Annotated in this window: 15 protein-coding genes and 1 pseudogene; 9 read left to right on the top strand and 7 right to left on the bottom strand. The window is 66.1% G+C overall.

The features are described 5' to 3' along the window. Positions 1-63: 63 nt before the first annotated feature. Both AC1RQC_RS25170 and AC1RQC_RS25165 read right to left on the bottom strand, forming a co-directional pair. Entirely contained in the window at positions 64-1,380 is a 1,317-nt protein-coding gene (locus tag AC1RQC_RS25170; RefSeq protein ID WP_416049893.1) for an MFS transporter, read from the bottom strand. Between the two features lie 219 nt (positions 1,381-1,599). Continuing rightward, positions 1,600-1,845 carry a hypothetical protein gene (locus tag AC1RQC_RS25165; RefSeq protein WP_492374175.1) on the bottom strand — a complete coding sequence of 82 codons (246 nt, stop codon included), beginning with the start codon at positions 1,843-1,845 and terminating at the stop codon, positions 1,600-1,602. 419 nt (positions 1,846-2,264) lie between these two features. Between AC1RQC_RS25165 and AC1RQC_RS25160 the strand changes: the two genes are divergently transcribed. After that, positions 2,265-3,158 (top strand): DODA-type extradiol aromatic ring-opening family dioxygenase, encoded by an 894-nt coding sequence (locus AC1RQC_RS25160; RefSeq protein WP_492374176.1) that lies wholly within the window; start codon positions 2,265-2,267, stop codon positions 3,156-3,158. Positions 3,159-3,171: 13 nt separating this feature from the next. Here AC1RQC_RS25160 and AC1RQC_RS25155 read toward each other — a convergent pair whose 3' ends face one another. The 4 genes from AC1RQC_RS25155 to AC1RQC_RS25140 form a co-directional block, all read right to left on the bottom strand. Beyond that, on the bottom strand, positions 3,172-4,293 hold the full coding sequence (locus AC1RQC_RS25155) for an MFS transporter (RefSeq protein WP_492374179.1): 1,122 nt from the start codon (positions 4,291-4,293) through the stop codon (positions 3,172-3,174). A 250-nt stretch (positions 4,294-4,543) separates the two neighbouring features. Continuing rightward, positions 4,544-5,797: an MFS transporter gene (locus AC1RQC_RS25150; RefSeq protein WP_492884992.1), complete on the bottom strand. Its 1,254-nt coding sequence runs from the start codon at positions 5,795-5,797 to the stop codon at positions 4,544-4,546. 141 nt (positions 5,798-5,938) lie between these two features. Beyond that, the gene (locus tag AC1RQC_RS25145; protein ID WP_492884990.1) at positions 5,939-6,352 is read right to left on the bottom strand and encodes a VOC family protein; all 414 of its coding nucleotides are present in this window, start codon (positions 6,350-6,352) and stop codon (positions 5,939-5,941) included. A gap of 27 nt (positions 6,353-6,379) precedes the next feature. Beyond that, positions 6,380-6,799: a GNAT family acetyltransferase gene (locus AC1RQC_RS25140; protein WP_492375243.1), complete on the bottom strand. Its 420-nt coding sequence runs from the start codon at positions 6,797-6,799 to the stop codon at positions 6,380-6,382. A gap of 150 nt (positions 6,800-6,949) precedes the next feature. On the opposite strand from AC1RQC_RS25140, the gene AC1RQC_RS25135 reads away from it, so the two are divergent. From AC1RQC_RS25135 to AC1RQC_RS25105, 7 genes are all read left to right on the top strand, one after another. Beyond that, on the top strand, positions 6,950-7,564 hold the full coding sequence (locus AC1RQC_RS25135) for an HD domain-containing protein (protein ID WP_043350459.1): 615 nt from the start codon (positions 6,950-6,952) through the stop codon (positions 7,562-7,564). Between the two features lie 78 nt (positions 7,565-7,642). Continuing rightward, positions 7,643-8,191 carry a GbsR/MarR family transcriptional regulator gene (locus AC1RQC_RS25130; protein WP_150991189.1) on the top strand — a complete coding sequence of 183 codons (549 nt, stop codon included), beginning with the start codon at positions 7,643-7,645 and terminating at the stop codon, positions 8,189-8,191. A 93-nt stretch (positions 8,192-8,284) separates the two neighbouring features. After that, positions 8,285-9,796, top strand: a complete 1,512-nt coding sequence (locus AC1RQC_RS25125) for a TIGR01777 family oxidoreductase (protein ID WP_492884987.1) — start codon at positions 8,285-8,287, stop codon at positions 9,794-9,796. Beyond that, positions 9,793-10,392 (top strand): DUF4166 domain-containing protein, encoded by a 600-nt coding sequence (locus AC1RQC_RS25120; RefSeq protein WP_492884985.1) that lies wholly within the window; start codon positions 9,793-9,795, stop codon positions 10,390-10,392. Before AC1RQC_RS25125 ends, AC1RQC_RS25120 begins: the two co-directional genes overlap by 4 nt. Beyond that, positions 10,389-10,823 carry a hypothetical protein gene (locus AC1RQC_RS25115; protein ID WP_492811523.1) on the top strand — a complete coding sequence of 145 codons (435 nt, stop codon included), beginning with the start codon at positions 10,389-10,391 and terminating at the stop codon, positions 10,821-10,823. The genes AC1RQC_RS25120 and AC1RQC_RS25115 overlap by 4 nt, the downstream gene beginning before the upstream one ends. 139 nt (positions 10,824-10,962) lie before the next feature. Continuing rightward, entirely contained in the window at positions 10,963-11,661 is a 699-nt protein-coding gene (locus AC1RQC_RS25110; protein WP_492811525.1) for a hypothetical protein, read from the top strand. Between the two features lie 62 nt (positions 11,662-11,723). Further along, complete coding sequence (locus AC1RQC_RS25105; RefSeq protein WP_492884983.1) at positions 11,724-12,734, top strand: M35 family metalloendopeptidase; 1,011 nt, start codon at positions 11,724-11,726, stop codon at positions 12,732-12,734. Positions 12,735-13,346: 612 nt separating this feature from the next. Here AC1RQC_RS25105 and AC1RQC_RS25100 read toward each other — a convergent pair. Then, entirely contained in the window at positions 13,347-16,940 is a 3,594-nt protein-coding gene (locus tag AC1RQC_RS25100) for an indolepyruvate ferredoxin oxidoreductase family protein (protein ID WP_492884981.1), read from the bottom strand. A gap of 327 nt (positions 16,941-17,267) precedes the next feature. Between AC1RQC_RS25100 and AC1RQC_RS25095 the strand changes: the two are divergent. Beyond that, positions 17,268-18,039: pseudogene (locus tag AC1RQC_RS25095) on the top strand (NYN domain-containing protein); the annotation flags it as partial. Positions 18,040-19,001: the final 962 nt, after the last annotated feature.

The raw sequence follows: 19,001 nt of genomic DNA, 5'->3' as shown, positions 1-19,001 counted from the left end.
GCGCAAAGAAAAAGGCCAACCTTGCGGCTGGCCTTTTTCATTTCAAAGCGACGTCCGGCGGTACTACTGCAGGGGCTTGCCGGTACGGTCGTGCATGAACAGCAGCGCGACAAAGCTGATCGCGGCCGCGGCAATCACGTAGTAGGCCGGCGCCAGCTTGCTGCCGCTCGATGCGATCAGCCAGGTCACGATCAGCGGGGCAAAGCCGCCGAAGATGGTCACGGCGAAGTTGTAGGCCAGCGACAGGCCGGTGGAGCGGACCTCGGTGGGGAACTGCTCGGCCAGCACGGCCGGTGCCGGGCCGGTGAAGGCCGCCAGCAGGATGCCCAGGATCACCTGGACCATCAGCAGCGTCTGGGTGGTCGGCGAGACGTTGAGCCAGTGGAACAGCGGATAGGCCAGCACGCCGATGATCAGCGCCACGGTGCCCAGCATGCGCTTGCGGCCCACGCGGTCGGACAGCATGCCCATCAGCGGGCACAGCACCAGGATGATGGCGCCGCACAGTGCGGTCGACTGGAAGGTGGCGCCCAGCGGCAGGCCGAGCTGCTGCTTGGCGTACGACGGCATGTAGAACACCAGCACATAGGTGCAGACCGTCCACAGGATGGTCACGCCCAGGCCGGCCAGCACTTCGCGCGGATGGTCGCGCAGCACCTGCGTGAGCGGCGAGAACTTGACCTTGCTGGCAGCGCGCTCGGCGCGGCGGGCCTCAAAGGCGGGCGGCTCTTCCAGGTGCGAGCGGATATACATCCCGACCGGGCCGATCAGCAGGCCGAACAGGAACGGGATACGCCAGCCCCAGGCATCGATCTGCTCCGGCTCCAGGCCGTTGATCACCAGCGCGCCCATGGCAGCGCCCAGCATGAAGGAAATGCCCTGGCTGGCCTGCTGCCAGCTCGCGTAGGCGCCGCGCTCCTCGTCAGGGGCGTGCTCGATCAGGAAGGCGGTGGCGCCGCCAACCTCGCCGCCGGCCGAGAAGCCCTGGATCAGCCGGGCCACCACGATCAGCGCCGGTGCCCACAGGCCGATCGACGAATAAGTGGGCGCCAGGCCGATGATGGCGGTGCCGAGCGCCATCATCAGGATGGTCAGGGTCAGCGCTGCCTTGCGGCCGACGCGGTCGGCGTAGACGCCGAGCACGATGGCGCCGACCGGGCGCATGAAAAAGCCCACGCCGAAGGTGGCGACGGTCAGCAGGAAAGACGTGAGGTCATTGCCGGTGGGGAAGAACAGCTTGGCAATGATCAGCGCAAAGAAGCTGTAGACAGTGAAGTCGAACCACTCCAGGCCGTTGCCGATGGTGGCGGCGAGGATGGCCTTTCGTCGTTGGGCTTTGGATATTTCGTGGACTTGAGGTATTGCAGCGTTGGCTTGCATGTGGCGTTTGATGCGGTGAGAAATCGACGGGAGGCCTGCCCCGAAACCGGACATGCACTCGGAAAGGCAGAATAGTAAGCGATTCTTTAATTAGCCAGCAGGATGGCAGCGTGTGGAGTCAGATCCGCATGGCCGGCTGCGCGGCCAGCGCCCCATGGAATGTTCCACGTGAAGCAAGCATGCGCGTGCCCGGCGTCCAGGGCGCGCGACGGCCGGGATTCAGGGCTGGCTGGCGTGATGCTGGTGCGCGCTGCGGGCGTCGGGCGCCTCGCCCGGGCCGGCTTCTTGTTGCGGCTCCGGCGTATCCGGGCGCTGGCGCGTGAGCCAGAGCCAGAGGGCGCTGCCGACCCACCCGGCCACGAAGACGGAATCGCCCACATGGTTGAGCAGCGCCGGGGCGCCAGGCGCATTGAATACATCGACCAGCAAGGGGGCGGGAAGGCGGGCGGCGATCCATAGGAGCACAGCCGGTCCGCTTGCATACACGCCTGGCTGCCACCAGTTCGCATGGGGCAGCAAGGGCCTGTGGGCTGTGCGCTTGACCACGGTGTTCTCCAACCTGACACGCTTCAGGGCGCGTCGTATCCAGTCATGCGGGGTTTGCCAGGGCCCGCGCGGACGACGCATTGCGCCGCGCAAAGCTGGGCCGGACTCCGTGCTGGAATCATAAGCCGATTGCCCGCTGCGTGTCCGAATCTTTAAAGCGTTGTGTGGTGCACCCCACGCTCGCAGGGTGGGCCGGGTGCGCATGCGGTGGTGGGAAGTGCGGTAGCGCCGCGTGAATTCAAGTTTTTTGATGGAGGTGTCCGCAAATAGGTGGCGCAGGGGCTGGGCAGTTTTGTCAAACTGAACACCGCTATCAAAAGGATTTGAAGGCCGCCATCATGCTTCCCGCCATCTACATCTCCCACGGTTCGCCCATGCTCGCCCTTGATCCGGGCCCGAGCGGCGCCGCCTTCGACGCCCTTGGCCAAGTGCTGAGGGCGCGCAAGCCGCGCGCCGTGCTGGTGATCTCGGCGCACTGGATCTACAGCACCCTGGTGGTCGGCACCCGCGAGCGGCAGGAGGCTTGGCACGACTTCGGCGGCTTTCCGCGCGCGCTATACGAACTGCGCTACGACGCCCCGGGCTCGCCGGCGCTGGCCGCTCGCGTCAAGGCGCTGGTCGAGGCCGCGCAGGTCCCCGGCGCCGCGGTAGTGCTGCAGGACGATGAGCGCCCGCTGGATCACGGCGCCTGGATGCCGATGCGGCATTTCTTCCCGGATGCCGACATCCCGGTGGTGCAACTGGCCCTGAACCCCTATCTCCCCCCGGCAGCCCAGATCGAGATCGGCCGGGCGCTGGCGCCGCTGCGCGACGAGGGCGTGCTGGTGCTGGGCTCGGGCAGCTTTACCCACAACCTGCAGGAAGTCTTCGGTGCCGGGGGCCGGCGCGAGCAGCACGGCTCGCCCGTCGAGCCCTATGTGGAGGCATTCCGCGGCTGGATGATCCAGGCGCTGGACGATGCGCTCGCCACCGGCGACACCACGCGCATCGCGGACTATCGCGCGCAGGCGCCGTATGCGCGCCGCGCCCATCCCGCCGACGAGCATTTGCTGCCATTCTTCGTGGCGCTGGGCGCTGCGCTGGGCCCGCACGAAGGCGTGCCCGCCGAGCAGGCGCCGGCCGGCGTGGCACGCGTGGCCGATGAGGTCACTTATGGCGTGCTGGCGATGGATACCTTCGTGTTCGAAGGGGCCGGCACGCACCATGCCCCGGCATGGAGCGAGGCTGCCTGAGCCTGCCTGGGCATCACGCCTTGCGGGCCAAAAGGTAAGGGCGCGCCAGGCGCGCGCCCGCCACGGCGATCCAGCCCATGGTGAGGGCAACCACCCCCAGGCCGTATCGCAGGCTGGTGACATGGGCCACGCCGCCAATCATCACCGGCCCCATCAGCAAGCCGATATAGGCAAAACGCGCCACGCGCGAGATGGCTTCGGCCGGCGTCACACCCGGCAGGCGCGAAGCCGCCACGAAGAAGATCGGCACCATGTTCGCCGCGCCCAGGCCCATCAGCGCGAAGCCGACCAGGGTCGCCGCCGGCGCGGGCCACAACAGCGCCAGCAAGATTCCCGCGAACGCCACCCAGGCGCTGGCGCCGAGCGTGCGCGCATCCGACCAGCGCGCGCGCAGGCGGTCGCCGCCAAAGCGGCCGCAGGCCATGCCACCGGAGAAAGCGGCATAGCCGGCGCTGATCCAGGCGTCCGGCGCCAGCGCCACCTCGCGCATGTAGACGCTGGACCAGTCATACATCGCACCCTCGCCAACCAGGCCCAGGAACGCCATCAGGCCCAGCAGCCAGAGCGCGCGCACCGCATGCGCGCGGTGATGCGCGGAAGGTGGCGGCACGGGATGGTCGTCCAGCAGCCAGGGTGCCACGCCCGCCGTGACCGCCGCGGTCAGCACCGCCATGCCGAGGGCGTGCGCCAGCGGCGGCACGCCCAGGCCCAGCAGCACGCCGCCAACCGCCGCGCCCGCCATGCCGCCCAGACTGAACATGCCGTGCAGCGCGGACATGATGGGCCGCGCGCGGCTGGCCTCCACGGTGGCGGCCTGCGCGTTCATGCCCACGTCGAAGGCCGCGTTGGCCATGCCGAAGGCGATCAGTGCCAGGATCAGCAAGGCAAACTCCGGCATGGCCAGGATGGCCACGGTAGCCACGGCGTAGACCAGCCCGCTGCGCCGGCAAGCGGCCGCGCTGCCCACGCGCCCCACCCAGCGTCCCACCGGCCCCATCGCCGCGATGGCGCCCCCGGCCACGGCCAGCATGGCCAGCGACAGCACCGCATCCGACAAGCCGAAGCGCGCCTTGATGGTCGGGATGTGCACGCCCCAGGTGGCAAAGGTGGCGCCGTTGACAAAAAACAGCGCCATGGTGGCGCGCGCGGCATGCTCCACTCGCCGCGCGCTGACTGGCGCGGCGGCGGGTGTTGCGCAGGAGGGGGAGGGCGGCTGGGTCAGGTTGGGGGAAGCGGAATCGGGCATATTGGCGGCGGGCACGGCCAACCGCGCCTGGCGGCGCGGGAGGTGCCCTGGCGGGCGCTGCAGGGTAATCGAGCCCTGCATCGTCGCACATCGGTGCGTCGGGCGCATGACCGGCGGCGTAGCCGGCCGGCGTGGCCGGCTACGCCGCCGCCGTGTGGCTGGCCGTGCGCAGCAGCCCGCGCCGGTGCAGGGCAAAGCCGAAAGCCGCCAGCGCCATCAGCGCCAGCGCCACCATCACCCACAGCATCAGCCAATAGCCGCCCGCGGCGCGCCACAGCAATGCGCCCAACCAGGGCGCGGCGGCTTGCATCAGCAGCACCGGCGTCATCATCAGGCCGTTGAGCGTGGCGTAATGGTGGCGCGAGATCAGTTCCGGCATGGCCATGGCGCGCAGCATGGTGTTGATGCCGTTGGCGCAGCCGTACAGCACCGCCGCCAGCATCAACCATTTGCCATAGCCGAGCGCAAAGCACAGCAGGCCCAGGCACATCACCAGATAGACCGGCAGCGACAGCCGCAGCGGGTGGCGCACGGGAAAACGCATCATCACCAGGCGGCCGACCACCTGCGCCGGGCCGATCAGCGCCGCCACCACCAGTTGCTCGCCCAGCGGCAAGCCCTTTTCGGTCAGCATCGGGATCAGGTGGGCACCCAGCAGCGAGGCAATCACCGCCAGCGCGGTGAAGGCCAGCACCACCGCCCAGAACACCGGCTGGCGCAGCGCGATCCCGGCGATGCCCGGTTGCGCGGCATCCGCCAGCGGGGCCGGCGCCGGCGCCGGCGCGGCCGCGTAGGTGGCATGTGCCGCGTAGCGCAGGCGGGCGTGCAAGGGCGCGCAGACGAAGAGGTTGAGCCCGGCGAAGCACAGCAGCGTCTCGCGCCAGCCCAGGTGCAGCACCAGCCATTGCGCCAGCGGCACGAAGATGGTGCTGGCAAAGCCCGCCATCAGCGTCACGGTGACGATGGACTTCTGGTAGCCATCGCCAAAGGCCTGGCGCAGCACGACGAAGGCGGGCTCGTACAGCGTGGTCGCCATGGCCAGCCCGATCGGTATCCACATCAGCAGGAAGGTCGCCTGGTTCGGGCTCCACGCCCACAGCAGCAGGCCGGTGCCGGCCAGCACGGAGCCCGTGCACATCACGGCGCGCGCCGGCACGCGGTCTAGCAGGCGGCCCACCGCGAACGAGCACATCGCCCAGACCAGCAGCCCGAGCGAATAGCCGCCGGCAAGGAAGGGCTTGGAGTAGCCCAGTGTCGCGCTCATCGGCCCGATGAACACGGTGAAGGCGAAATACAGCGTGCCCCAGGAAATCGTTTCGGTAATGCCAAGGGTCCAGACCAGCTGGCGTGGCGAGATGGCGCGTGGGCCGGGTGGGGCGTCTTGTCGTGTCATGGCGCGCCTGGACGCGGTATGTACCGCCGCGCAATGGCCGCCGTGAGGAGGGGGATGGCGCGCTGGGCGGCGAGGGGGGTGAGCGGGCATTGTAGCGGGCATCCAGGCGGAATGCCCACCTTGCGTCACATGGGCTAGCGGCTATTGCTTACTCGTGGGCGGCCCTTTGAGCTCCACCATATTGCCGTCCGGGTCGTGCACGTAGATCGACGGGCCTTTGCCTTCGGCGCCGAAGCGCATCTCCACGGGACCCGGTTCCACGCCGTGCGCACGCAAGTGGGTGCCGATCGTATCGGCATCGAACGGATCGAGGCGCAGGCAGAAGTGGTCGAGGTTGCGGCCTTCCCTGCCCGGCCCAGCGCCGCCGGCACGGCCCAGCGGGCCGTCCAACGCTACCAGGTCGATCAGCCCGCCGCCCGCGCGTAACTGGATCAGGCCGAATTCCGCCTGCACACGTTCGACGCTGCAGCCAAGCACGTCCACATAGAAGCGCATGAGCGCCGTCACGTTGCCGGTACGCAGGACAAGGTGATCGATGCCGAGGATGCGGAACATGGCCAAAACTCCCTGCGCTCCCAGCGCTCAGATATCCGGAATCAGCCGCTTGCCCAGGCTCACCGCCTCGTCCTGCGCGTACCCGAGGCTGCGGTAGAAGTCGATGACCTTGCTGTTGCCAGTGCGCACCAGCAGGTTGATCTTGGGGCAGCCGCGCTCGATCAGCAACTGCTCGGCGTGCGCCATCAGGCGGCGGCCGTAGTCGCGGCGCTGGTGATCCGGGTGCACCGCCAGGTAGTAGACCCAGCCGCGATGGCCGTCAAAGCCGATCATGGCCGATGCCACCGGGCGGCCCTCCACTTCGCCCACCAGGAACAGCTCGGGCTGCTCGGTCAGCTTGCGGGCAATGTCCTTCTTCGGGTCGTTCCACGGCCGGGTCAGGCCGCAGGCTTGCCAGAGGTCGATGATGGCGGCTTCGTCGGCGGCCAGGTAAGGGCGGATCTGCATGCGGATTGATGCGCCGCGGCATGCGGCGGCAATGTTAAGTCCTTGACAGTGTAGCCGCCAAACCTGTGCCAGAATCGTTGCTCAATGTTTGTTCAATCGTTGTTCATCACAAGCAAAACAAGCAGGATCACCCTGCACGGAGACCCCACAATGAGCGAAACGACCACGCACGCCCGCGCCACCTTCAGCCACATGGAACAAGGCACGCGCGAGGACTGGGCGGCGATATCCGCCGAGTTCATGCCCTTTGCGCAGGCGCTGGCCGACCGCGTGCTCGATCACCTGCGGCTGCTCGACGGCGACTGCGGCGGCTTTCCCATCGACCGCCTGACCCACTGCCTGCAGACCGCCACGCTGGCCCACCGCGACGGGCGCGACGAGGAGTACGTGGTATGCGCGCTGCTGCACGATATCGGCGACACACTCGGCAGCTTCAACCATCCCGACATCGCCGCCGCCATCCTCAAGCCCTTCGTCAGCCCGGAGAATCTGTGGATGGTAGAGAAGCACGGCGTGTTCCAGGGCTACTACTTCTTCCATCACCTGGGTCTGGACCGCAACCTGCGCGAGCAATTCCGCGACCAGCCCGCGCTGTTCGAGCGCACCGCGGAGTTCTGCGCCAAGTACGACGGCGCGGCCTTCATGCAGGACTACGACACGCTGCCGCTGTCCTTCTTCGAGCCGATGGTGCGGCGCGTGTTCGCGCGTCCGCGCAACTCGATGTACGTGAAGGAGAACGAGAGTACGCTGGCGCAGCCGGCCTGAACCTGGCCGCCATGGGTTGACTGCAGGAAGTTGAATTTCTGTCTTGACGGAAATTTCCGAACAGATAAACTGTCAGGCATGGAACTTCAACCGGTCGCACAACGCTTCGTCCTGCACTGGGGCGAAATGGGCTCTAAGTGGGGCGTCAATCGCACCGTCGCGCAGATTCACGCCCTGCTGTTCCTTGCCGAGCATCCGCTGCCGGCCGAGGAAATCGCCGACACGCTCAACGTCGCACGCTCCAACGTCAGCAACAGCCTCAAGGAGTTGCAGAACTGGAAGCTGATCCGCACCGTGCACATGATGGGCGACCGGCGCGATCACTTCGAGACCATCACCGATGTGTGGGACCTGTTCCGCACCGTGGTGCGCGAGCGCAAGCAGCGCGAGTTCGATCCCACCATCGACGCCTTGCACGAATGCGTGAACAATCCCGCGTTCGCCAAGGAGAGCAAGGAAGTGCAAAAGCGCATCATCGCCACCTTGCAGCTGATGGAAACGCTGGGCAGCTGGGGCGACGAAATGCTGCGCCTCTCGCCCGATACCCTGGTCAAGGTGATGAAGCTCGGCGCGCGTATCCAGAAGCTGGTGCGTGGCGACCAGCGTGCCCGCGAAGCCGGCAAGTAGCACAGGCATGAAAAGCAGGCCACCGCGGTGGCCGCTTTTTTTGACCAGATATTTCTCTTAAGACAGAAATTAATGTAAATAAGGATGCTTGAGATGGACCCCACCAGCGGCACGCTCTACACCGTCATCCTCAACCTGCTGATCATGCAGGGATTGATGGGTGCCTTCGATACCGTCTGGCATCACGAACTGCGCTGCGCCTTGCCGCAGCAGCACAACGCCGCGCCGGAGCTGCGCCTGCACGCGATCCGGGCGGTGCTGTACGGCGTGCTGTTTGGCGGCCTGGCCTGGTTTGCCTGGGGCGGCGCCTGGGTGGTGCCGCTATGGGCCATCGTTGCCATCGAGATCCTGCTCACGCTGCGCGACTTCGTGGTGGAAGACCAGACCCGCAGCCTGCCGCCGAGCGAGCGGGTGACGCATACCGTGCTGGCCATCAACGGTGGCGTGATCTTTGGCCTGCTGGCCTGGCATTCGCAAGCCTGGTGGGAACTGCGATCGGGCCTGCACTTCCATCCGCAAGGCTGGCAAAGCTGGGTGCTGAGCGTGTTCGCGCTCGGCGTGGCCGCCTCTGGCGTGCGCGATGCGTTCGCAAGCCGCTCGCTGGCGGCCCGCGCCGGTGCTACGCCGTCGTTCGATTTCACCGGCGCCGATCCCTCCCGGCGCGCGCAATCGTTCCTGCTGACCGGCGGCACCGGCTTTATTGGGCAGGCGCTGGTGCGCTCGCTGCTGGCCGATGGCCATCGCGTGACGATCTGGGCGCGCAACCCGCGCGTGGCTGCACAGTTGTTCGACGGCCGCGCCGCATGCGTCGGTTCGCTGGCGCAGATCGATCCGGCCGTGCGCTTCGATGTGGTGATCAACCTTGCCGGCGCGCCCATCCTCGGCCCGCGCTGGAGCGCCGCACGCAAGCGCAGCCTGGTGGAAAGCCGGGTGGGCACCACGCGCGCGCTGGCAGCGTGGCTGGCCGCCGCAGCGTACCGGCCGCGCCTGATGATCAATGGCTCGGCGGTGGGTTTCTACGGCATCCAGGGTGACGACGACCTGAGCCAGCGTACGGAGGCCAGCGCGCCGCAGGACATCTTTGCCTCGCAGTTGTGCCAGCAGTGGGAGGACGCGGCCCGCGCCGTGACGCCGCTGGGTATCCCGCTAGCCATCCTGCGCCTCGGCGTGGTCTATGGCCATCAAGGCGCGCTGCCCGCCATGCTGATGCCGGTGTGGCTCGGCTTTGGCGGCCCGATGGGTAGCGGCCGGCAAGCGCAGAGCTGGGTACATATCCACGACGTGCTCGGCGTGATCGCCTGGCTCTGCCGGGGCGACGCCGCGCAAGCCGCCCCGGCGGCTGTTGCCACCTATAACCTGGTTGCGCCGGATACCCCGAGCCAGGCCGGGTTTGTGCGCGCGGCGGCTGCGCTGCTGCACCGGCCCGCCTTCATGCCCACGCCCGCATGGCCGATGCGGCTGGCATTGGGCGAGCAGGCCACGCTGCTGCTCGACGGGCTGCGCGTGGCGCCGGCGCGCCTGCAGCGGGAAGGCTATGCCTTCCGCTTCCCGACCCTGCAACTGGCGCTGGAGGACCTGCTCGGCAACGGGCGGGCACGTCGATGAACACGTTAGCCGCGCATGGCACGGACGCTGGCCCGCAAAGCCTGTACGGGACCATGCTGGGTGCCGCTCTTGCCAGCCTGCCGCCGGTGCTGCAGCGCGTGCATCGTGCCGAGGGCGTGCACCTGCGCGGCACGCTGCGCGTGCGCTGGAGCGCGCGGCGCTGGCTGCGCGCGCTGATGCGGCTGTCGGCGCTGCCCCGGCCCACGGCGGCGGCGGCGACCCTTGTGACCATCTCACCGGAGCCAGCTGGCGAGCGCTGGCACCGCAGCATCGGCGGGCACATCGTGGCGAGCCGCATGCGGCTCGCGCGAGCCGGGCAGGTGACGGAACGCATGGGGCCGCTGGCAATCGTGCTGGCAACGCGTGTCGATGGCACCGGCCGGTTGTGGCAGGCCAGCCGCGGCGTCAGCCTGTTCGGCCTGACCGTGCCGTGGCTGCACGTGCTGGCCAGCGAACGCGCACGGGATGCGCACAGCTATCGCTGCGATGTGCGCATATGGGCGCCACGCCTGGGCTACCTGCTGCGCTATGACGGCGTGCTGACCATCCGCGAACCTGAATCTGAACCCGAGACTTACCTGGAGAATATGGCATGAAGTCCAATCCAACCATCGGGCGCAATGCGTCCATCAGCCTGCCCCGCGTACCGGGGTGGATGCCTGCCGTACTGCGGCTGGCAGCCCTCTACAACCTGCTCTATGCGATTGCGCTGAGCCTGTGGCCGTCGCAGATCTTCGACTGGCTGGGCATGCCGGCCACGCCCGATGCCATGATCCGCTGCATTGGCATGATGGTGGGCGTCTACGCGCTGGGCTACTGGATCGCGGCGCAGGACATGCTGCGCTACTGGCCGCTGGTGGTGGTGGGACTGGTGGGCAAGACCCTGGGGCCGCTGGGCTTCTTGCATGGCGCGCTGACCGGTGTGTTCGCATGGCGCAGTGGCCTGTTCGTGCTGTGCAGCGACCTGATCTGGTGGGTGCCGTTCTGGGGGATGACGCTGTTCGCGTTGAAGCACCGGGACCGCTGATATCGCTGCGTCAGCAGTGTCTTTACCCCCTGCCTTCGCGCAATCCCCAAGCAAAAGCAGAAATTTCCTACTCTTTTATCGCACCGTGTTGGGTATAGATTGAGGCACCCCGAATGTAACCTATAGGAGGTGCACTTTTATGGCGCTGCCCAACACGCCCTTTCGCCCATGCGGGCACGTTCTGCACACCCGGCCAGCGCTGTTCGTGCTGATCAACTACGCGCCATGCGAGGGCCAGCCGGACTGGTGCAACGCCTCATGCGAATTCGTGGAGGAGGGCAATGCCGATGCCGGCTCGGCACTGGCCGTCCATATCTCGCCCTTTGACGCACTGCTGAACGCGGCGTTCGTGTCTAGCCCGGGCAAGCCGTATCACGTCGCGCATGCGGCGGCTTTCGATCCCCGGACCTTGATCCGGGATAGCGGCGGAAAGCTCCATATCAACCTGCACTGCGGCTGGGCTGCGAGCGACGGCCGGATCGTGGTCAGGCGCAAAGGGGGGCTCGCCAGCGTTTGCATGGTGCAGACCGACGAGATCCCGCCATCGGCGCACGATGCCATCGAGCTCGAGATCGACCAGCAAGGCATTGCCAGGTACGAACGCGTGCGCGAACACGCCGGGCTGTTCGCGCACGCGGATTCGCATAGCCTGATCGAAACGTGGACGGAACAGCAACGGCATCAGGCCGTGGCGCTGGCCATACAGCGCATGCCGGGAACGGTCTGCGTGGGCGCGCAGATCAACCAGGTTGCCCTCTACGACCCCGAAGCCGCGCAATGGCACTTCGTGCCCATCGAGGTTTTCTTCGCCGAGCCGGATCGCAACGCGAATGCCTGAACGGTCGGCTTCAGGCCGGCTATCGAGTTTCAGCAAGAACACGCTATCAGAGAGGTCTTCTTATGATGAATTTGCGATGTGCGCTTCGCGACGGGGATCGCACCAGTAACAACGGCATGCTGATGGGCACCGGAGAGATGACGCACCACGGCGCGCGGGTTGGCGTCGAAGGGGATTTTGCCACCTGCCCGGTGTGCAAGAGCGGCGGCACCGTCACCAATGACTGCTACCCCGCGTTCAGCCTGATGGACAAGCAGATCCTGGTGGAAGGCGCCCGCGTCAACTGCAAATGTGCCGTCAAGCCGATTGTCATTGCCTCGCAGAACACCTTCACCATTCAGGTGAACCGTGGTGGTCACACGCATTTGCGGGCGGATAGCGCTGCCGCCGCGCCGGTGGAGGCATCGAACAAACTGGTGGCGGGGGTGCCCAGGGAAACGTCTGAAAACGATCCCACGCTGATCTGTCAGAACATGAGCAACGCGGAGTTCTACGCCACGATGAACCGGTTGCGCGACAAGGCTGTGCGGCTGCTGGCTGACCGTCTGGTCGAACTGGACCGGTGGAATCGAGCGGATCAGGACAAGGTCAGGCTTTGGTTTGGCAATGCGAGGGAGGATACGCGCGAGACATTGCGTGATGGGTTGGCGCGGATGCGGGAGATCATGCGTGGGCTGACTGACAGGAACTATGAGCGTTATACGGTAGAAGGGCTTGCGCGGGTTGGGTGTGTGCCGCGTGCGAAGGGTGAGGAGATTCCAGCGGCCGCCTCCATCTGCAAGCCGGACGGGACGTATTCAATTTTTATTGGACACCTTTTCTGCACGATGCCGGATGAGGCTAATCGAAATAATGCTACTCCATCGGCCAATGATTCCAAACTAACGACTTTGATTCATGAGGTGTCGCATTTCCCATCTGCAATGAATACGGAGGATTCATGGAGCAATATCAAGTGGGCACAAAAGCAGGCTGCTCGTGATAAGTTCTGCCTGAATAATGCGGATAGTATCGCTGCCTACGTTGCAAACATTCCAAATTGGGATGGATTGACGCCGGTGTGGAGGCCATAGTGAAACAGCTACTTGTTGCGACTGTATTCTTGTTCTCACTTCCCACAATGGGGTGCACCTTGGGGTATGTTGACTACGAGCCCGTGTTTTCAAATGGTCGATCTGATCTATCGGCAAGTGAGGTCATGCGTCTGGCAAATTGGCGGGCACAACTTAGACTATGGCTCCCGAGTGGAGGGAAGTATCTGGTCTATGTTCGCCAGAATGCGCGCGTAGGTGTGTCAGCCAAGCTGGCGGAGCAGAGGCGAAAGAACCTGTTGTCTACGCTTTCGAATATGGGTATCGACAAGGTGGACATCGAGGAATCAGCAGTCCGTAGATTTAGCGACGGCCTGGGGCCAGGTCCGGAACTGCGCCACCTCACCAATGTTGCGGAGATTTCAATCATCCCGCGCTGTCCGCACGCCTGCTGCCCCGGGCCGCAGCCACTGGAGAAGTAAGCGGAACACAGGTCCTCTGCCTCCATTTCGTCGGACTCAACCGCCGGCCCGGGCGAAATCGTGATGCCGGGCATATCGCGACAGAAACAAAAAGACCCCACATTTCCGAAAATGTGGGGTCTGTCCGCAACCGGAGCGCCCCTTCGCGGCGGCGCTCCGTTCAAGCTGAAACTCAAGCCACCTGCTGCGCCGTCTCCGGATGCCGGAACTGGTCAAGCAGCGCCGTCCAGCGCGTACGCACCTTCGCCAGGTTGTCGTCCTTGACGTGCCCGAAGCCGCGAATGTCGTCGGGCAGGCTGGCCAGCGTGATCGCGGTCGCGTGATTGGCTGCGCTCAAACCACGCGTCAGCTCCTCCAGCAACGCATGATACTCGCCGATCAGGGCGCGTTCGGTGCGGCGCTCGGCGGTCTTGCCGAACACATCGAACATGCCACCGCGCAGGCCTTTGAGCTTGGCCAGCACGCCGAAGAGCTTCATGGTGGAGGGACCGAAGCGGCGCTTTACAAGATGCCCCTTCTCGTCGCGCTTGGCCATCAGCGGCGGCGCCAGCCAGAAATTGAGCTGGTAGTCGCGCCCGGGCTCGCCTTCGAACTGATTGCGCAGCTTGTCGAGGAAGACGGGATCGGTATAAAGGCGTGCGACTTCGTACTCGTCCTTGTAGGCCATCAGCTTGGACAAGTTGCGTGCCGCCGCTTCGGTCAGCGGCAGCGGCTTGCCGCTGCCAACCAGTGCGATTTCCGCCGTGCGCACACGGTTCACCGCGTCGCGGAAGGCCTGCGCGTAAGCGGCATCCTGATAGGCAGTCAGGTGCTCGGCGCGGTGCGCGATCAGCTTTTCCAGCAGGGCGCCGGAGGAGGTGGGCAGCTTGACCACTTCCGCGCCTTCGGCGGTGTTGCGCAGCTTGCCGGTGAGCGACAGCACGTGCTCCGGGTCGTGCGCCATGTGGCGGCCCCAGTCGAAGGCGGCCTTGTTCTTTTCCACCGCCGTGCCGTTGAGCTCGATGGCGCGCACCAGCGCGTCCAGCGATAGCGGCAGCCAGCCCTTTTGCCAGGCGTAGCCCAGCACCAGCGGGTTGGTGAAGATGGCGTCGCCGATCAGCGCCACGGCCAGGCCGCTGGCGTTGATGAAGTCGCAAGCCTCGCCCACTGCGTTGCGCACATCCTGTTCCGCCGACAGGCCGGGGAACTGCCACTTGGGATTCTTGATGAACTCGGCGGTGGGCGTCTGTGCCGTGTTGACGATGGCGCGCGTGCGTCCTACCTGGGTCTTGGAGATGACATCGTCGGTGGCGCTGACGATGGCGTCGCAGCCAATCACCAGGTCCGCTTCGCCCATGGCGATGCGGGTGGCGTGGAGCTGGTCCGGGTGCGCGGCAATCTGCACGTGCGAGAGCACCGCGCCGCCCTTTTGCGCCAGGCCGGCCATGTCGAGCACGGTTACGCCCTTGTTTTCCAGGTGCGCGGCCATGCCGAGCAGGCCGCCGATGGTGACCACGCCAGTGCCGCCCACGCCCGTGACCAGTACGCCGTAGGGATGCTCAAGGCCGGGCAGCGCCGGTTGCGGCAAGGCCGGCAGGTTGTCCATCGACACGCCGTGGCGCTCGGGCTTCTTCACCTGTGCGCCTTCGGCCGTGACGAAGCTCGGGCAGAAGCCGTTGACGCACGAGAAGTCCTTGTTGCAGGACGACTGGTTGATCTGCCGCTTGGTACCAAGCTCCGTTTCCAGCGGCTCCACCGACAGGCAGTTCGACTTCACCGAGCAATCGCCGCAGCCTTCGCAGACCGCGTCGTTGATGAAGGCGCGCTTGGCCGGATCAGGGTAGGTGCCGCGCTTGCGGCGCCGGCGCTTTTCGGTGGCGCAGGTCTGGTCGTAGATCAGGATGGTGGCGCCGGGCACCTCGCGCAGCTCGCGCTGGATCTTGTCGAGCTCGTCGCGGTGGTGCACTTCCACGCCTTGCGGCAGCTTGATGGCGGCGCTGTATTTTTCAGGCTCGTCGGTGACGACGACGATCTTCTTCGCGCCCTCGGCCGCCACCTGGAAGGCCACATCCTGCACCGACAGCTTGCCGTCGATCGGCTGGCCGCCGGTCATGGCGACGGCGTCGTTGTAGAGGATCTTGTAGGTGATGTTGACGCCTGCCGCGATCGATGCGCGAATCGCCAGCAGGCCGGAGTGGAAATAGGTGCCGTCGCCCAGGTTGGCGAACACATGCTTGTCGCCGGCGAAGGGCGCTTGCCCGATCCATGCCACGCCTTCGCCGCCCATCTGGCTGAAGGTGCTGGTGCTGCGGTCCATCCACACCGTCATGTAGTGGCAGCCGATGCCGGCCAGCGCGCGCGAGCCTTCGGGCACGTTGGTGGAGGTGTTGTGCGGGCAGCCCGAACAGAACCAGGGCTTGCGCTCGGCCGCCACGCGCGGCACGGCCATGGCTTTTTCCTTGGCCTCGATCACCGCGATGCGCGCGGCAATGCGCGCGCGCACGTCGGAGGGCAGCTCGAACTTGTCGAGCCGCGTGGCGATGGCGCGCGCAATGATGGCGGGCGACAGTTCATAGTGCGCTGGCAGCAGCCAGTTGCTCTGCGGGATCGACCATTCGCCGCCTGCGTTGTCTTTTTCGTCGAACTTGCCGTAGACCTTGGGGCGCACGTCGTCGCGCCAGTTGTAGAGCTCTTCCTTGAGCGCGTACTCCATGATCTGGCGCTTTTCCTCGACCACCAGGATTTCCTGCAGGCCTTCGGCAAAGGCACGCGCGCCGTGCGCTTCCAGCGGCCACACGCAGCCCACCTTGTACAGGCGGATGCCGATGCGTGCGCAGGTCTCATCGTCCAGGCCCAGGTTGGCCAGCGCCTGGCGCGTGTCGAGATAAGCCTTGCCGCCGGTCATGATGCCGAAGCGCGCATGCGGCGAATCGATCTCGATACGGTCGATCTTGTTGGCGCGCACATAGGCCAGGCCGGCGTACCACTTGTAGTCGAGCAGGCGCGCTTCCTGTTCCAGCGGCGGATCGGGCCAGCGGATATTCAGGCCGCCCGGCGGCAGGACGAAATCCTGCGGCAGCACGATTTCCACGCGATGCGGATCCAGCTCCACCGATGCCGATGACTCCACCACATCGGTCACGCATTTCATCGACACCCACAGGCCGGAGTAGCGGCTCATGGCCCAGGCATGCAGGCCGTAGTCGAGATACTCCTGCACGTTCGAGGGATAGAGCACCGGCAGGCCGCAGGCCTTGAAGATGTGCTCGGACTGGTGCGCCAGCGTGGACGATTTGGCGGCGTGGTCGTCGCCCGCCAGCACCAACACGCCGCCGTGCCTGGAGGAGCCGGCCGAGTTGGCGTGCTTGAAGACGTCGCTCGTGCGGTCCACGCCCGGGCCCTTGCCGTACCACATGCCAAACACGCCCTCGAACTTGGCGTCCGGATACATATTCACCTGCTGCGAGCCCCATACCGAGGTGGCAGCCAGGTCTTCATTCAATCCCGCCTGGAACACGATGTCGTGCGCAGCCAGATGCTGCTTGGCCTTCCATAGCGACTGGTCCAGCGCGCCTAGCGGCGAGCCGCGGTAACCAGAGATAAAGCCGGCCGTGTTCAGGCCGGCGGCGCGGTCGCGCTCGCGCTGCAGCATCGGCAGGCGCACCAGCGCCTGCGTGCCGCTGATATATACGCGGCCACGCTCCAGCGTGTATTTGTCTTCCAGGGAAACGTTTGCGAGCGCGCGGCGGATGGCGTCGCTGACCGGAGGGGTCAGGGGGGCATTCATAGGTGCTCCTCTATGGGGCATGCAGTCGGGATCACCGACTCACTTCAGTTGTGGGCGACCGTGCGCCGCCTCTTGTGAAGGCGGAAAACGACCGTGTCTCGTTGCAGCATGGTAGCACCGCCCCCAAGGGGGCGGCACCTTGCGACGCAGCAAAAAGCGCGCCCGACACAGGCGTGCTTTCCCGAATGGACACGCTTCGCGTGTACACTGCGTTGCAAACAGGTTTACGCAACAAACGGGCAGATGCGGACCGTGCGCCATATCTTCAGGGATTGTGCCCCGGTGCAACCCGCCCCATCCGAGGCCGACCGGCCTCCAGGACCCAACATGACTATTTCCTCCCGCCAGGGCACTGCGACCCTGGCTGTGCTGATCGACGCCGACAATGCGGCGCCCGCCATCGTCGAAGGCCTGCTGGCCGAAGTCGCCAAGTACGGCGTAGCCGCCGTCAAGCGGATCTACGGCGACTGGACCAAGCCCAACCTGGCCGGCTGGAAGGAGCGCCTTCTGTCGCACTCCATCCAGCCGATCCAGCAGTTCCGCTACACGGTCGGCAAGAACGCCACCGACAGCGCGATGATCATCGACGCGATGGACCTGCTTTACACGGGCCGCTTCGACGGCTTCTGCATCGTCTCCAGCGACAGCGATTTCACCCGCCTGGCCTCGCGCATCCGTGAGCAGGGCCTGACCGTGTACGGCTTTGGCGAACGCAAGACACCCAAGCCCTTCGTCACGGCCTGCGACAAGTTCATTTTTGCCGACGTGCTGCGCAGCGACGCCGACACCGACACCGATACGGAAGCCGACGGCGCCGCCGCGCCCGCGCGCAAGCGCAACAGCGGCGAGCTGCGCCAGGATTCGCGCCTGGTGCGCCTGCTGCAAAGCGCCTCGCAAGCGGTCTCGGACGAAGAAGGCTGGGCCACGCTCGGCGGCATGGGCAACCACATCGCCAAGCAGGCACCCGAGTTCGACTCGCGCAACTACGGCTACGGCAAGCTCTCCGAGCTGGTCGCTGCCACGGGCCTGTTCGAAGTCGAGACCCGCAACGGCAACAACAACAAGACGCTGTGGGTGCGCCTGAAGCGCCGTTCCAAGACCGGCGAAGCCGAGCCCCGCCAGGGCGACGAGCGCCAGCCCGAGAACCGCCAGCCCGAGAGCCGTCAGAGCGAGAACCGCCAGGGCGAGAACCGTCAGGGCGAGAACCGTCAGGGCGAGAACCGCCAGGGCGAGAACCGCCAGGGCGAGAACCGTCAGGGCGAGAACCGTCAGGGCGAGAACCGTCAGGGCGAGAACCGCCAGGGCGAGAACCGTCAGGGCGAGAACCGTCAGGGCGAGAACCGTCAGGGTGAGAATGCCCAGGCAGAAAGCCCTCAGGCTGAGAACCGTGACAACCGCGAGCGGCGCGAGAATCGCCGCAACAAGCGGCGTGGTGGCGATCGCCAGCCTTTCCCGCAGCAACAAGGCTCACGGCCGGAGCGTGCGCAGCAGGCCGCACTGCCTGTGCAGCCCGCGCCGGTGCCCGAATTTGCAGCGCCGGCCCCCGCTCCCGTTAGCGAAACCGCCCCGTCGTTCGTGGTCGATCCGATGGACGTGCTGGAGCGCGTGGAGCAGGCTTACAACGGCGCCGAGTCCGAGGACGAGCAGGACGACGCCGATGCTGGCGAAAACGGCGAATCGAACGGTGGCCGCCGCCGCAAGCCGCCCAAGCCCGAGGTCACGCTGAGCGAGATCCCGTGGCCGATCGACAGCTCGATCTTTGTGGCACCGTCGTCCACCGTGGTGGCGGCGGTCGTCGAAGCCGCTGAAGTCATCGAGATTGTCGAGGTGGCGCCGGTCGTGGAAGCGGTCGAGGTTGCCGAGGTCGTCGAAGTCGCTCCGGTTGTGGAAATGGCCGAGGTGGTCGAGGTTGCCGAGCTGGTCGAGCCGGTCGAGCCCGTGGTTGAGGTCAAGGCGAAAGCCAAGGCCCCGGCCCGCGCGAAGAAGACGGCTGCACCCGCCAAGAAGGCTGCCGCACCGGCCAAAAAGGCAGACGCACCCGCCAAGAAAGCGGAAGCACCA

Source organism: Cupriavidus sp. GW822-FHT03E04 (assembly GCF_058801495.1).
Note: the sequence above shows the minus strand (reverse complement) of the source record. Positions and strands in the feature narration are given on the sequence as shown.

Excerpts from the sequence above, each read along its gene's own strand:
- AC1RQC_RS25170 (WP_416049893.1), bottom strand. The coding sequence starts at position 1,380 with ATGCAAGCCAACGCTGCAATACCTCAAGTCCACGAAATATCCAAAGCC.
- AC1RQC_RS25160 (WP_492374176.1), top strand. The coding sequence starts at position 2,265 with ATGCTTCCCGCCATCTACATCTCCCACGGTTCGCCCATGCTCGCCCTT.
- AC1RQC_RS25155 (WP_492374179.1), bottom strand. The coding sequence starts at position 4,293 with ATGGCGCTGTTTTTTGTCAACGGCGCCACCTTTGCCACCTGGGGCGTG.
- AC1RQC_RS25150 (WP_492884992.1), bottom strand. The coding sequence starts at position 5,797 with ATGACACGACAAGACGCCCCACCCGGCCCACGCGCCATCTCGCCACGC.
- AC1RQC_RS25145 (WP_492884990.1), bottom strand. The coding sequence starts at position 6,352 with ATGTTCCGCATCCTCGGCATCGATCACCTTGTCCTGCGTACCGGCAAC.
- AC1RQC_RS25140 (WP_492375243.1), bottom strand. The coding sequence starts at position 6,799 with ATGCAGATCCGCCCTTACCTGGCCGCCGACGAAGCCGCCATCATCGAC.
- AC1RQC_RS25135 (WP_043350459.1), top strand. The coding sequence starts at position 6,950 with ATGAGCGAAACGACCACGCACGCCCGCGCCACCTTCAGCCACATGGAA.
- AC1RQC_RS25130 (WP_150991189.1), top strand. The coding sequence starts at position 7,643 with ATGGAACTTCAACCGGTCGCACAACGCTTCGTCCTGCACTGGGGCGAA.
- AC1RQC_RS25125 (WP_492884987.1), top strand. The coding sequence starts at position 8,285 with ATGGACCCCACCAGCGGCACGCTCTACACCGTCATCCTCAACCTGCTG.
- AC1RQC_RS25120 (WP_492884985.1), top strand. The coding sequence starts at position 9,793 with ATGAACACGTTAGCCGCGCATGGCACGGACGCTGGCCCGCAAAGCCTG.
- AC1RQC_RS25115 (WP_492811523.1), top strand. The coding sequence starts at position 10,389 with ATGAAGTCCAATCCAACCATCGGGCGCAATGCGTCCATCAGCCTGCCC.
- AC1RQC_RS25110 (WP_492811525.1), top strand. The coding sequence starts at position 10,963 with ATGGCGCTGCCCAACACGCCCTTTCGCCCATGCGGGCACGTTCTGCAC.
- AC1RQC_RS25105 (WP_492884983.1), top strand. The coding sequence starts at position 11,724 with ATGATGAATTTGCGATGTGCGCTTCGCGACGGGGATCGCACCAGTAAC.
- AC1RQC_RS25100 (WP_492884981.1), bottom strand. The coding sequence starts at position 16,940 with ATGAATGCCCCCCTGACCCCTCCGGTCAGCGACGCCATCCGCCGCGCG.